The organism is Streptomyces sp. BB1-1-1 (assembly GCF_031597775.1).
Lineage (GTDB): Bacteria > Actinomycetota > Actinomycetes > Streptomycetales > Streptomycetaceae > Streptomyces > Streptomyces thinghirensis.
This window is the reverse complement of record NZ_CP134203.1, coordinates 7927047-7940629: the sequence shown is the minus strand read 5'-3', so window position 1 is coordinate 7940629 and position 13583 is coordinate 7927047. Positions and strand designations below refer to the sequence as shown.

General features: G+C 73.7%; 14 protein-coding genes. 11 read left to right on the top strand and 3 right to left on the bottom strand.

The annotated features are described in order from the left end of the window. Window positions 1-2: 2 nt before the first annotated feature. Together RI578_RS36435 and RI578_RS36430 are read right to left on the bottom strand one after the other, a co-directional pair. Complete coding sequence (locus RI578_RS36435; protein ID WP_310875065.1) at window positions 3-686, bottom strand: ABC transporter ATP-binding protein; 684 nt, start codon at window positions 684-686, stop codon at window positions 3-5. Next, the gene (locus RI578_RS36430; RefSeq protein ID WP_310875064.1) at window positions 683-1771 is read right to left on the bottom strand and encodes an FtsX-like permease family protein; all 1089 of its coding nucleotides are present in this window, start codon (window positions 1769-1771) and stop codon (window positions 683-685) included. The genes RI578_RS36435 and RI578_RS36430 overlap by 4 nt, the downstream gene beginning before the upstream one ends. 200 nt (window positions 1772-1971) lie before the next feature. Between RI578_RS36430 and RI578_RS36425 the strand changes: the two genes are divergently transcribed. The 11 genes from RI578_RS36425 to RI578_RS36375 all read left to right on the top strand — a co-directional run bounded on the left by RI578_RS36425 (window position 1972) and on the right by RI578_RS36375 (window position 12332). Then, complete coding sequence (locus RI578_RS36425; protein WP_310875063.1) at window positions 1972-3207, top strand: sensor histidine kinase; 1236 nt, start codon at window positions 1972-1974, stop codon at window positions 3205-3207. 11 nt (window positions 3208-3218) lie between these two features. Continuing rightward, window positions 3219-3848 (top strand): response regulator transcription factor, encoded by a 630-nt coding sequence (locus RI578_RS36420; protein WP_310875956.1) that lies wholly within the window; start codon window positions 3219-3221, stop codon window positions 3846-3848. A 90-nt stretch (window positions 3849-3938) separates the two neighbouring features. Further along, on the top strand, window positions 3939-4631 hold the full coding sequence (locus RI578_RS36415; protein ID WP_310875062.1) for a GAF and ANTAR domain-containing protein: 693 nt from the start codon (window positions 3939-3941) through the stop codon (window positions 4629-4631). 78 nt (window positions 4632-4709) lie between these two features. Next, window positions 4710-6023: a cation:proton antiporter gene (locus RI578_RS36410; RefSeq protein WP_310875061.1), complete on the top strand. Its 1314-nt coding sequence runs from the start codon at window positions 4710-4712 to the stop codon at window positions 6021-6023. A 210-nt stretch (window positions 6024-6233) separates the two neighbouring features. After that, window positions 6234-8027, top strand: coding sequence for an ATP-binding protein (locus RI578_RS36405; protein ID WP_310875060.1), 1794 nt, complete (start codon window positions 6234-6236; stop codon window positions 8025-8027). After that, window positions 8024-8431, top strand: coding sequence for a roadblock/LC7 domain-containing protein (locus tag RI578_RS36400; RefSeq protein ID WP_310875059.1), 408 nt, complete (start codon window positions 8024-8026; stop codon window positions 8429-8431). The genes RI578_RS36405 and RI578_RS36400 overlap by 4 nt, the downstream gene beginning before the upstream one ends. Further along, on the top strand, window positions 8428-8775 hold the full coding sequence (locus RI578_RS36395; RefSeq protein WP_310875058.1) for a DUF742 domain-containing protein: 348 nt from the start codon (window positions 8428-8430) through the stop codon (window positions 8773-8775). Before RI578_RS36400 ends, RI578_RS36395 begins: the two co-directional genes overlap by 4 nt. After that, window positions 8756-9364 (top strand): ATP/GTP-binding protein, encoded by a 609-nt coding sequence (locus RI578_RS36390; RefSeq protein WP_310875057.1) that lies wholly within the window; start codon window positions 8756-8758, stop codon window positions 9362-9364. The genes RI578_RS36395 and RI578_RS36390 overlap by 20 nt, the downstream gene beginning before the upstream one ends. Further along, complete coding sequence (locus RI578_RS36385; protein WP_310875056.1) at window positions 9361-10602, top strand: cytochrome P450; 1242 nt, start codon at window positions 9361-9363, stop codon at window positions 10600-10602. The genes RI578_RS36390 and RI578_RS36385 overlap by 4 nt, the downstream gene beginning before the upstream one ends. Then, a complete protein-coding gene (locus RI578_RS36380; RefSeq protein ID WP_310875055.1) occupies window positions 10599-11822 on the top strand; it encodes a cytochrome P450 in 1224 nt (407 codons plus the stop codon). The genes RI578_RS36385 and RI578_RS36380 overlap by 4 nt, the downstream gene beginning before the upstream one ends. Before the next feature lie 108 nt (window positions 11823-11930). Then, complete coding sequence (locus RI578_RS36375; protein WP_310875054.1) at window positions 11931-12332, top strand: hypothetical protein; 402 nt, start codon at window positions 11931-11933, stop codon at window positions 12330-12332. A 78-nt stretch (window positions 12333-12410) separates the two neighbouring features. Here the strand turns inward: RI578_RS36375 and RI578_RS36370 are convergent, their stop codons facing one another. Beyond that, entirely contained in the window at window positions 12411-13565 is a 1155-nt protein-coding gene (locus RI578_RS36370; protein WP_310875053.1) for an enolase C-terminal domain-like protein, read from the bottom strand. Window positions 13566-13583 lie beyond the last annotated feature (18 nt).

Genomic DNA, 13583 nt, shown 5'->3' with positions numbered 1-13583 from the left:
GGTCAGCGCGCCGGTGCGGGCACTGTCAGGCGTCCGTCGTGCACCTCGGTGACACGGTCGGCCGCGGCCAGCTGGGCGTGGTCGTGGGTGACCAGCACGGTGGCCGTGCCCCGCTCCCGGGTGAGACCGCTGATCAGGTCGATGACGGCGGCGCCCCGCTCGTGGTCGAGGGCGCTGGTGGGTTCGTCGACCAGCAGCACACCGGGGTCGTTCATCAGGGCGCGGGCGAGGTTGACGCGCTGGCGCTGGCCGCCGGAGAGCTGATGCGGCCGGCGGTCGGCCCGGTCCGCCATCCCGACCGCGTCGAGGAGGTCCAGCGCCCGGCCCCGGGCGGCGCGCGGCCTGCGCCCGTCGATGTGGGCCATCACCTGGAGCTGCTCGGCCGCGGTGAGGGACGGCAGCAGGTTGGGCTGCTGGAAGACGATGCCGATCCGGTGCCGGCGCAGGTCGGCCAGCTCCCCGCGGCTCATCCCGGTGGTCTCGGTGCCGTCGACGGTGACGGTGCCGGAGTCGGGGGTGATGAGGGTGGCGGCGACGGCCAGCAGGCTGGACTTGCCCGAGCCGGAGGGGCCGATGACGGCGACGAGACTCCCCCTCGGGACGTCCAGGGTGACGCGGTCGAGGGCGGTCAGACGGCCGTCGCCGTCGGGGTAGGTGAGGGTGATGTCGGTCAGGCGCAGGCTCATCGGGCGCTCCCCAGGGCGGTCAGCGGGTCCACGGAGGTGATGCGGCGGACGGCGAGGCCGGCCCCGAGCCCGCCGAGCAGGACCGTCACGGCGGCCGGGACGAGGACGGTGGCCGGAGTGAGGACGAACGGGACGGCCGAGCCGGACACGGCGGCGCCGATCGCGGCGGCGGCCGCGGTACCGACGAGGGTGCCGCAGGCCAGCAGGACGACGGCCTGGCCGAGCGCGTCGCGCAGCAGTCCGGCCGTGGTGGCTCCCAGGGCCTTCAGCACGGCGATGTCGCCGCTGCGCTGAATCGTCCACACGGTGAAGAAGGCGCCGATGACGAGGGCCGAGATGGCGAACAGAAAGCCGCGCATCAGTTGCAGCGAGCCGTTCTCGGAGGTGTAGGAGCCGATCGCGGAGAGCGACTCGTCCTTCGTCACGGTCTCGGTGCCCGCCGCCCGGTCCGTCGCCGCGATGTCGGCACCGGAGGCGGTGTCGAGTGCGATCACCGTCGCGGCGGGTTCCCCGGCCCCTCCGGTGGGCGGGGCGACGGCCTGCCAGGTGCGCAGGCTCGTCCACACCACGGGGGTGTGGCTGAAGGAGACGTCACGGCCGGTGGCGGCGACGGTCAGCCGCCGGCCGGCGAGGACGACCGTGTCGCCCTCGCGGACGCCGAGTTCCTCGGCGGCGGCGGGCGGCATCAGCACCGTACGGTCGTCGATGCGGTCACCGCCGGGGGCCAGGCCCGAGCCGGGCTCGACACCGAAGACGGACACGCCGGTGCTCCGGTCGCCCGCGGTGGCCCGGGTGGTGGTGATGCCGAGCGGCTCGGCGTCGCGGATGCCGGGCGCCTTCGCCCACCGACGCCACTGGCCCTCGGTGACGGTGGAGTCGGCGTACGACAGGTCCTGACCGCCACTCGGGGCGGCGAAGGCGATCCGGTCGGCGGGCAGGGACGTGACGGCGGAGACGTTCTCCCGGGCGAGGCCGGCGGTCAGCCCGGACAGCAGCCCGACCAGCAGGGTGATCAGTACGACGACGCTGCCCATCAGGGCGAAGCGCCCCTTGGCGAACGTCAGGTCTCTCAAGGCGACAAACACGTCTTCGCCCGGCCTTTCGACAACGGTTGGGAGGGGTGGGGGGTCGCCGCCGACGGATTCGGCGAGGTGTCCACCGTCGCCGCTCGGGGGCCTCGCGGGCATCGCTCCTGGGCGGGGACTTCGCGGGCCGAAGGGTGCGGCCCGGCTTGTAACTTTCGGCAGATGCCCGGCCCCGGCACGGTCCGTAGGCTGGGACGATCGTGAACGCGCTGACTCCCACCACCCGGGCCCTGGCCTGGAGCCTGCACCTGCTGGTGGCCGGCCTGCTCGTCCTGCCGGCGGTACGGGCGGTGGCGGACGACCGGCCGCACGCGCCCGCCGTGATCGCCGTGGCCGCGGTGGTGGGCGTGGTGTACGCCGTGGGCCCCGCGCTCCCCGCCGTCCGCGCCTCCCGCCGTGCCGCCGCGCTGTGGCTGGGCGCGGTCGGCGCGGTGTGGCTCGCGCTGCTGGCCCTGTCCGCCGAGGGTGTGTGGCTGGCCTTCCCGCTGTACTTCGTCCAGCTCCACCTCCTGTCCCGCCGTGCCGGACTGACCGCGGTGGTCGCCACGGCGGTCGCGGCGATCGCCGCGTTCTCCGCCCACCAGGGCACCTTCACGGCGGCCACCGCGATCGGTCCGGCGCTCGGGGCCGCCGTCGCCGTGGCGGTGGTGTGGGGGTACCAGACGCTGTACCGGGAGAGCGAGCAGCGGCGCCGGCTCATCGAGGAGCTCACCGTCACCCGGGCCGACCTGGCCGACGCCCAGCGGGCCGCGGGCGTCCTGGAGGAACGCCAGCGCCTCGCCCGCGAGATCCACGACACCCTCGCGCAGGGCCTGTCCAGCATCCAGTTGCTGCTGCGTGCCGCCGAGCGGGCCCTGCCCGACCGGCCGGTACCCGCGATCACCTACGTGGTCCAGGCCCGGCAGGCCGCGGTGGACAACCTCGCCGAGGCCCGACGGTTCGTCGCCGCCCTCTCGCCGCCGGCCCTGGACGGCACGACCCTCGCCGACGCGCTGGACCGGCTCTGTGCCACCACCGGTGACCGGCATCGCCTCGACGTCCGTTTCCGCCTCGCCGGCCGGCCCCGCCCGCTGCCCACCGCGCACGAGGTGGCCCTGCTGCGCGTCGCCCAGTCCGCGCTGGCCAACACGGTGGGGCACGCCCGCGCCGATGGCGCCGAGGTGACCCTGAGCTACCTCGACGACGCCGTCGCCCTCGGTGTCACCGACGACGGGGTGGGTTTCGATCCCGCCGCCGTCCCCGCTCCCGGACCGGAGGGCGGCGGTTTCGGGCTGGCCGCCATGCGGGCCCGTACGCACGCCCTGGACGGCACGCTCACCGTCGAGTCCGCCCCGGGACGCGGTACCGCGCTGGCCGCCCGGCTCCCGCTCGCACCCCCGCCCACGCCCCCGCGCGACACCGACCCCGCCGACGACGACCCCGAGGCCCAGCCGTGACCGAGACCGCCATGACGCCGATCCGTCTGCTGCTCGCCGACGACCACCCCGTCGTCCGTGCGGGGCTGCGCGCGGTGCTGGAGACCGAGGAGGGCATCACGGTGGCCGCCGAGGCCGCGACCGCCGAGGAGGCCGTCGAGCGGGCGGACCGGGGCGACATCGACGTGGTCCTGATGGACCTGCAGTTCGGCAGGGGCATGAACGGCGCGGAGGCCACGGCCGCGATCACCGCGCGACCGGGGGCACCGCGCGTCCTGATCGTCACGACCTACGACACCGACGCCGACACACTGCCCGCCATCGAGGCCGGTGCCACCGGCTACCTCCTCAAGGACGCGCCGCCCGAGGACCTCGCCGCGGCGGTACGCACCGCGGCGACGGGCCGCACCGCGCTCGCGCCCACGGTGGCGGACCGGCTGATGACCCGCCTGCGCGAGCCGCACACCTCACTGACCCGCCGCGAGACCGAGGTCCTCGCCCTGGTCGCCGAGGGCCTGTCCAACCAGCACATCGCCGAGCGGCTCCAGCTGACCGAGGGCACGGTCAAGTCCCATCTGGCCCGCGTCTACACCAAGCTGGCCGTGGACTCCCGCACCGCCGCGGTCGCCACCGCCACCGCCCTCGGTCTCATCCGGCGCTGAAGCCGGCGCCGGGCCGCGGCGGGTTTCGGATCTCCCTGTTGCATCCGACCGTCCGAGGGGCACTCATCCAGGGACCGAGGAGGAAACGGCATGGAGGACTGGCGCGGGTTCGCACAGCAGATGGCGTCGTTGGCGCGCGATCTGCTGGCACAGGAGTCGGTGAACGACACGCTGAGCCGGATCACCGGTTCGGCCAAGGAGCTGGTGGAAGGCTGCGACGCCGCCGGCATCCTCATCCTGCGCGGGAAGCAGGTGCAGTCGCTCGCCCCCACCGACCAGGTGGTGGTCGACAGCGACGAACTTCAGGGGCGTGTCGGGGAAGGGCCCTGTTTCGACGCCGCTCGCACCTCCGACGGGCAGCGGCAGTTCCGGATCGCCGACTTCACGGACGAGGCGCAGCGCTGGCCCAAGTACCTGCCCGAGGCACGCAAGCTGGGCCTGGGCAGCATGATGGGCTTCCTGCTGTTCACCGAGGACGAGGATCTCGGGGCGCTGAACATCTACTCGTATCGGCCCGGCGCGTTCACCGAGGCCAGCGAGACGGCGGGCTGGCTGCTGGCCTCGCACGCCGCGGTCGCCTTCTCCAGTGCCCGTACGCACGCGCAGTTGCAGGAGGCCATCGGCACCCGGCACACCATCGGCGAGGCCATGGGCATCCTCATGGGCCGGCACCGCATGACCGAGGACCAGGCCTTCGCCGCGCTGCGACGGTACTCGCAGGACCGCAACGAGAAACTCCGTGACGTCGCCCGCCGGGTCTGCGAGCAGGGCAGCCTGCCCTGAGTCCGCGGGGCGCGAAATCGTCCGGGATTCAACCGGGCAACCGGCGTACGCCGGCGCGGCAGCGGGCACACGTCAGCGGTGACCTTGGCTGACTTCCTCTTCACCGTGCTCGGGGCGGGTGCCCTCGCGGCCGCCGTCCTCCCCCGGCTGGTGGCCGGACGGCCACTGTCCATGCCGCTCGTCTTCCTCGCCTGCGGGGCCGTGCTGCAACTGCTGCCCACGCCGCTGCCGGAGATCGACCTGGTGCGCGACCGGGTGTGGGTGGAGCACCTCACCGAGATCTGCGTCATCATCTCGCTGATGGGTGCCGGTCTCGCGCTGAACCGCCCCCTCGGCCTGCGCCGCTGGCAAGCCCCCTGGCGGCTGATCGGCATCACGATGCCCCTGACCATCGCGGCCACGGGGCTCCTCGCCTGGTGGCTGCTGGACTGGCCGCCCGCCGCCGCGCTGCTGCTGGCCGCCGTGCTCGCGCCCACCGACCCGGTGCTCGCCTCCGAGGTGCGGGTGGGCGCGCCCACCGACTCCGAGCACGACGAGGACGAGGTGCGCTTCGCGCTCACCAGCGAGGCCGGCCTCAACGACGGCCTCGCCTTCCCCGTCGTCATGGCGGCGATCGCCCTGACCGCGGCGGCGGGCACGGGCCTGTCCGGCGACTGGGTCGGGCACTGGCTCCTGGTCGACGTACTGTACAGCTGCGTGATCGGGGTACTGGCCGGCCTCGCCGTCGGCAAGCTGCTCGGGTGGCTCTTCTTCCGCGCCGGCCGGGCGTCGGTGCGACTGTCCGAGCACCGGGAGGGCTTCGTCGCGCTGGGTGCCACGTTCCTCTCCTACGGCGTCACCGAACTCGCCCACGGCTACGGGTTCCTGGCCGTCTTCGTCACCGCCTGCCGCATCCGCGCCGCCGAACGCGACCACGGCTACCACACCGTGCTCCACGACTTCGTCGAGCAGGTCGAACGACTGCTCACCGCCGGGCTCCTGTTTCTCCTGGGCGTCTGTGTCGCGCAGGGCGCCCTGGCCGACCTGACCTGGCAGGGCGCCGCCGTCGGTCTGCTCGTGCTGCTCGTCGCCCGGCCGCTGACCGGCTGGGTCGCGCAGTTCGGCACGGCCGCCGGCCCTCGGGAGCGCCTCGTGACCGCCTTCTTCGGCATCCGCGGCATCGGCTCGCTGTTCTACCTCGCCCATGCGCTCGGCACGGAGGGCTTCCACGTCCCGGCCGGGGAACTGTGGGCCGTGGTGGCCTTCACCGTCCTCGCCTCCGTCGTCCTGCACGGGGTGACCGCCTCCCCCGTGATCTCCCGTCTCGACCGGCTGCGGCTGCTGAGGGCCCGCGACCGACGGCTCACCGGGCGGAAGCCCAGCGAGGACGACGTGGCCGGCGAGCGCCTGTGACCGTCGCGCGTCTGTGACCGTCGCGCGTCTGTGACCGTCGCGCGAGGAAGCGACGGAAAGCATACGGTAGTTGAGCGAGATCCTTCTCAATTGGATCACGAACTCTCGTATAGTGATCGCCTGTTGCGTGCCGTGTGAAGTCTCTCGGTACTCACGCGCCCCGAAGGACGACACGAGGGCCGCTCCGGCGGCCTGGCGAGGACCCGATTGATGACCGCGCCCGCCCGCCCCGGCGACCGACCCGCTCCCCGTGTTCTCCTGGCCGTGGCCCTGCCCTGCGCGGTGGTGTCGGCGCTCGTCGTCGGCGGTGCCGTCGCCGCGGCGCCGTCCTCGGTACGCGTTCCGCTCGGCCTGGGCGCGAGCGCCGCGGCGATCCTGCTCTGCGCGGCGGTGACCGCGGCTGTGCACGCCGTCCGCCGGGAACGGGCCACCCGCCGCCTGCTGGACGCGGCCCGCGCGGACGCCGCCGGGCTCGCCCAGGACCGGGCGCGGCTGGCCGAGCGGGCGGGACGGGAACAGGAGCGCCTGCGTGCGGAGGCCGATCGTGAACGGGCCCGCGCCGTGGCGGAGTTCGACCGGGAGCGGGAGCGGCTCGCGGACGGTTTCGAGCAGGAGCGGGTACGTCTCGCCGAGCAGCGGGCCCAGGAGGTCGCGCGGCTCACCGAGGAGACCACCCGGCTGCGGGCACGGCTCGACCGGGCGACCGGTGAGCGGGCCGCCGCCGTCTCCGCGACGGCCAACGCGGCCGGCCGGATGCAGGCGCTGGCCACCGGGATGCTGGCCGACCTGCGCGCCATGGAGGAACGGCACGGCGACGAGGACGTCCTCGCCGACCTGCTCCACCTCGACCACCGCACCGCGCAGGCGGGCCGGCTCGCCGACTCCGTCGCCGTCCTCGCGGGCGCCCGCTCCGGACGTCGTTGGGCGCGGCCCATCGGCATGGAGTCCATTCTGCGCGGCGCCATGGGACGTATCGCCGGCTACCAGCGGGTGCGCGTGCACTCGGCCAGCGACGCCTCGGTCGCCGGGCACGCCGCCGAGGGCGTCATGCACGCCCTGGCCGAACTCCTCGACAACGCCGCGAACTTCTCCCCGCCGACCGCCGAGGTCCACGTGTACGTCGAGGAGGTGCCGGCCGGCGTCATCGTGTCCGTGGAGGACAGCGGGCTGGTGATGGGCGAGGTGCAACTGCGCCGGGCCCAGCGGGCGGTGGCCGGCGAGTCGGCCGGGCTCGGCGGCCTGACCGGTACCCGGCTGGGCCTGTCCGTGGTGGGCCGGCTGTCGGCCAAGCACGGGCTCAAGGTGTCCTTCCGGCCGTCCGCGCGCGGCGGTACGGGCGTGCTGATGCTCGTCCCCCAGGACATCCTGAGCGGTCCCGCCGCTTCCGACGGTCCGGCGGCGTCCCCGCCGCCCACCACCCCGACCGGCCTCCCACGCACCCCCGCACCGTCCGCCCCCGCACCGGCCACCGCCGGGCCGGAGTCCCTCTTCGCGCCGCCCACCGCCAGGCCGGAGTCCGCCGTCGCACCGTCCACCGCCGAGCCGAAGTCCGCCCTCGCACCGTCCACCGCCGAGCCGAAGTCCGCCCTCGCACCGGCCGCTCCCGCACCGTTTGCCGCCGGGCCGGGATCCACTCCCGCCGACGTGGCCCCCGAGCCGCTGCCCACCCACGAGTCCGCGGATGGCGAGCCGGACCCGTCGGCCGAGTCCGCCGAGCCGTTCACGGGGCTGCCCAGGCGCCGTCGCGGCCGCACCCTCGCCGCCGCCGAACGCGCCCGGGCCACCGCCCGGTCCGCCGAGCCGCGTGCCACGCCGCCCGCCGACGACGCGAAGGCACGCGCGGCCCGCTTCAGCAGCTTCCGCCAGGCCGTACGGGCCACCGGCCCCGCCACCTCACGGGACAGTGCCCGGCAGGCGGAGCCCGCAGCACCCGCACCGGCCGAGACGGCCCCCGACCATCCGACCCACTCGCACGCGCACCCGGAAGGCGACACCACTTCATGACCGGCTCGACCACCGCCGACGAGAAGCTCACCTGGCTCATCGAGGGCCTCCTGGAGCGCACGCCGGGCGCGCGGCACGCGCTCGTCCTGTCCCGCGACGGACTCAGGCTCTGCCGCACCCCGGAGCTCTCCGTCGACCAGGCCGACCAACTGGCCGCGATCGCCGCCGGCATCCAGTCGCTGTCCCACGGCGCGTCCGTGGAGTTCGGCGACGGCAGCGGCGGGGTGCGCTCGGCCATGACCGAGTTCTACGGCGGGGTCCTGTTCATCGTGGAGGCGGGTCAGGGCGCGCATCTGGCCGTCGTCACCTCCGAGGACGCGGACGCGGGGCTCGTCGGGCACAACATGAGCGAGCTCATCGAGCAGCTCGGCGAGCACCTCACCGCGCAGCCCCGTACGTCATGAGCCGCCCCGGCAGGGACGACGCGCCCGACCGTCTGTACACCGTCACCCAGGGACGCAGCCGGTCGAGCCCCGGCAACCCCTTCGACCTGGTCACCCTCGTCGTCGCCGAATGCGAGCCGACGCCCGGCATGCAGTCGGAGCACACGGCGATTCTCAGGATGACCGAGGCTCCCACCGCCGTCGTGGAGATCGCCGCCGAACTGCGGCTTCCGGTGAGCATCACCAAGGTCCTGCTCTCCGATCTCCACGCCGCGGGCCGGGTGAGCGCTCGCCACCCGCACACGGCAGCCGTTACCGATCCCGACATCCTGGAGCAGGTGCTCGTTGGACTCCGCAACCTCTGACGCCCGCACCCCTTTGGGTGCGTCCGCCGACAACGGCCTGAAGATCGTGGTCGTGGGCGGGTTCGGCGTCGGCAAGACGACCATGGTCCGCTCGGTCAGCGAGATACGCCCCCTCAACACCGAGGAGACGATGACGCAGGCCGGCGAGGCGGTCGACGACATCAGCGAGGTGCGCGGCAAGACCGCGACGACCGTGGCCTTCGACTTCGGCCGCATCAGCCTCGACGCGCGCAACGTGCTGTACCTGTTCGGCGCGCCCGGCCAGGAACGCTTCTGGTTCCTGTGGGACCGGCTGTTCTCCGGCACGCTCGGCGCGGTGGTCCTGGTGGACACCCGCCGCATCGACGACTCCTGGTACGCCATCGACCGCCTGGAGCACCACGGCACGCCGTTCATCGTCGCCTGCAACGACTTCGGCGGACCCCGGCATCGCCCCGAGGCGGTGCGCGAGGCGCTCGACCTGGACCCGAGGGTGCCGCTGGTCTTCTGCGACGCCCGGTCCCGCGAGTCCGGCAAGCAGGTGCTGATCGCGCTCGTGGAACACCTCCAGGCGCGCTACGCCGCCCAGCCCCGACAGGAGTTCGTGTGAGCACCGACGTCAGCGACGCCCCGGACGCCGTACCGCTCGGCGGCCCCCGCTTCCAGGCCGATCCCGCCCTGCTGTACCGGCAGATGCGGCGCGAGCACGGTGCCGTCACCCCGGTGCTGCTGGACGGGGACGTCCCGGCCTGGCTGGTGCTCGGCTATCGCGAACTGCACCAGGTGACCGGCGATCCGGTGCTGTTCAGCCGGGACTCCGACCTGTGGAACCAGTGGGACGACATCCCCGACGACTGGCCGCTGCTGCCGATGATCGGCCGGCGGCAGCCGTCGATCCTCTACACGGTCGGCGAACGGCACCGCGAACGCGCCGCCATGATCAGCAACGCGCTGGAGGCGGTCGACCCGCACCTCCTGCGCGGCCACGCCGAGCGGTTCGCGGACGAACTCGTCGACCGGCTGTGCGCCAAGGGCGAGGCCGACCTGGTCGGCGACTACGCCATGCTGCTGCCGGTGCGGGTCCTGGCCCGCCTGTACGGCTTCTCCGACGAGCAGGGACCGGCGCTCGTCACCGCCCTCAACGACATGATCGACGGCAGGGAGCGGGCCATCGCCGGCCAGACGCACCTCGCCACGTCGATGGCGGGCCTCCTCGCCGACCGGAAGGCGGCGCCCGCCGACGACGTCGCCTCCCGGATGCTGGCCGACGACAGCGGCTTCACCGAGGAGGAGGTCGCCCAGGACCTGATGGTGATGATGGCCGCGGGCCACCAGCCGACCGCCGACTGGATCGGCAACTCGCTGCGCCTGATGCTGACCGACGACCGCTTCGCCGCCTCCCTCTTCGGTGGCCGCAACAGCGTCGCCGAGGCCATGAACGAGGTGCTGTGGGAGGACACGCCCACCCAGAACGTGGCCGGCCGCTGGGCCTCCCGCGACACCCGGCTCGGCGGGCGCCACATCCGCGCCGGCGACCTGGTGCTGCTCGGTCTTCAGGGCGCCAACTCCGACCCGCAGGTCCGCACCGACGGTTCCGCGCTCACCGGCGGCAACAACGCGCACTTCTCCTTCGGACACGGCGAGCACCGCTGCCCCTTCCCCGCGCAGGAGGTCGCCGAGGTCATCGCGCGCACCGGCATCGAGGTCGTCCTCGACCGGCTGCCGGACATCGACCTGGCCGTACCCGCCGGGTCCCTCACCCGTCGCCCCTCGCCCTGGCTGCGGGGGCTGACCGAGTTGCCCGTGCGGTTCACCCCGACCACTGCCCTGGGAGGCACGTCAGCATGACGACCGGAACCGAAGAAGCCCGGATCCCGCTGGACCCGTTCGTCACCGACCTCGACGGCGAGAGCGCCCGGCTGCGCGCGGCCGGACCGCTCGCCGCCGTGGAGCTGCCGGGCGGCGTGCCCGTCTGGGCGGTCACCCACCACGCGGAGGCCAAGGCCCTCCTGACCGACCCCCGCCTGGTCAAGGACATCAACGTGTGGGGGGCGTGGCAGCGCGGCGAGATACCCGCCGACTGGCCGCTGATCGGGCTGGCCAACCCCGGCCGCTCGATGCTCACCGTGGACGGCGCCGAGCACCGCCGGCTGCGCACGCTGGTGGCTCAGGCGCTCACGGTGCGCCGGGTGGAGCACATGCGGGGGCGGATCACCGAGCTCACCGACCGGCTGCTCGACGAGCTGCCCGCGGACGGCGGCGTCGTCGACCTCAAGGCGGCCTTCGCCTACCCGCTGCCGATGTACGTCATCGCCGATCTGATGGGCATCGAGGAGGTGCGGCTGCCGCGGCTGAAGGTGCTGTTCGAGAAGTTCTTCTCGACGCAGACGCCGCCCGAGGAGGTCGTCGCCACCCTCACCGAGCTGGCCGGGATCATGGCCGACACGGTCGCCGCGAAGCGCGCCGATCCGGGCGACGACCTGACCAGCGCGCTGATCCAGGCGTCCGAGAACGGCGACCACCTCACGGACGCGGAGATCGTCTCCACGCTCCAGCTGATGGTGGCCGCCGGTCACGAGACCACGATCTCGCTCATCGTGAACTCCGTGGTCAACCTGGCCGCGCATCCCGAGCAGCGGGCCCTGGTGCTCTCCGGGGAGGCGGACTGGTCCGCGGTGATCGAGGAGACGCTGCGCTGGTCGACCCCGACCTCGCACGTCCTGATCCGCTTCGCGACCGAGGACGTCAAGGTCGGCGACAAGGTGATACCCGCCGGGGACGCGCTGATCGTGTCGTACGGGGCGCTGGGCCGGGACGAGGGGGCGCACGGCCCGACGGCGGGCGAGTTCGACATCACGCGCGCCTCGCAGAACCGGCACATCTCCTTCGGCCACGGCCCGCACGTGTGCCCGGGCGCGGCCCTGTCCCGGCTGGAGGCCGGCGTGGCGCTGCCCGCGCTCTACGCCCGCTTCCCGCACCTGGACCTGGCGGTGCCGGCATCGGACCTGCGCAACAAGCCGGTGGTCACGCAGAACGACCTGTTCGAGCTGCCGGTGAGGCTGGCGTAACGGCGTCCGGAGCGGCCGGGACGACGGCGGTCTCCTCACCCGCGGGGCGTTTGCTCCCCGCCCTGCGGGTAACTCCGGCATTCCGGACGCCGATCCCCGGGAGTCGCCATGTGGAAGCGCAAGGGCAGGAAGGACCGCCGGACCGCCAAGCCGGTCCCCATGGAGCTGTGCGACCTGTGCGCCAGGGTCTTCCCCGAGGACGAAGCCGTGAGCGGCTACGTGCCGGACTCCTCCGCGGCCCACCTCACCAACGAGTGGTTCGACGGGCTGCGGCGCATCACCGCGTGCTGCGACGACCACTTCGACGTGATCAAGAACGGTTACGCGCACCGGCCCTTCGTGGACGAGGAGCTGTGGGCGGCGAAGCTGACCCGCGCCCTGACCACGGGCCCGCCGGCGCTCTCCATGGACCAGCTCGGCTGCCGGACCGGCCTCCAGGAGCCGCAGATACGCGCAGCCATCGCCTGGCACAACGAACGCATGCGTGAGCAGCAGCGCATGGACCCCTGACAGCGCAGGGACCCCTGATGAGGCCGTCGGCCGCCTGTCTCCCGGTCGTGTGCAGGATCGCCTGTCTCCCGGTCGTGGTCAGGACGGGCGGGTACCGTGCACGCGGTACGGCTCCGCGTCGGCCCACTTGACCTCCAGGCCGAGCCCCGGCCGGCCCGGGTCGGGGCGAAGGGCGCCGCCGTCGGGCGACAGGACGCCGTCGAACAGCAGCCGCTCGACGCGCACATGGTCGTGGAAGTACTCCAGGTGCCGCAGCCGGCGGACGGCGCAGAAGGCGTGGGCGGACAGCGCCGGGGCGCAGTGCGCGGACAGGTCGAGGTGACGGCCGCCCGACAGACCGGCGACCTCCAGCACGCCGGTGATGCCGCCGCAGCGGGTGACGTCGGCCTGGAGGCAGTCCACGGCCGGCCCGTCGACGAGGTTGGCGAAGTCCTGGGCGGTGAAGGCGTACTCCCCCGCCGTGATCTCCAGCCGGGCCGGGCCCCGGTCGCGCAGCATCCGCAGCCCCGCCAGGTCCGCGGAGCTCACGGGCTCCTCGAACCAGCGCACGTCCCACTCGTCGTGGAACCGGTGCGCCCAGTACAGCGCCTCCTTGCGGCCGAGCGCCCCGTTGGCGTCGGTGAACAGTTCCGTTCCGTCGCCCACCGCCCGGCGTACGGCCGTCAGGCGCCGCGCGTCGGCCTCCGGGTCCCGCGAGGTCTTCAGTTTCACGCGCGGGATGCCCTGCTCGACCCACCCGGTGAGCTGGTCGGTGAGGCGGTCCTGGGAGTAGTTGGTGAAGCCGCCGCTGCCGTAGACCGGCACCCGGTCGTGGTGGGCGGGGAGGAGGTGGACCAGGGGGAGACCGAGCAGTCTCGCCTTGAGGTCCCACAGCGCCACGTCGACGGCGGACAGGGCCATGGCCCCGATGCCGGGGCGGCCGGCGTTGCGCATCCGGGTCCCCATCCGCTCCCACAGCGCCGGTGGTGAGGCGACCGGCCCGCCCTTGATCACCGGCGTCAGCACGGAGTGCGCGAAGGCGGCCACGGACACGTCCCCGTAGGTGTAGCCGAGGCCGGTCCTGCCGCCCGCGTGCACCCGCACCAGGACCATGGTCGTGGAGTCCCACTCCAGGGTGCCGTCCTGTTCCCGGCCGTCCGGGCCGTCGGTGGGGACCTCGAAGGCGTGGACGTCGACCGCGTCGACGGTGCACCCGTCCAGCGTCCTCGCGTCGAAGCCGGTCGCCGGCGTCATCTCGTACTCCCTCGGGCC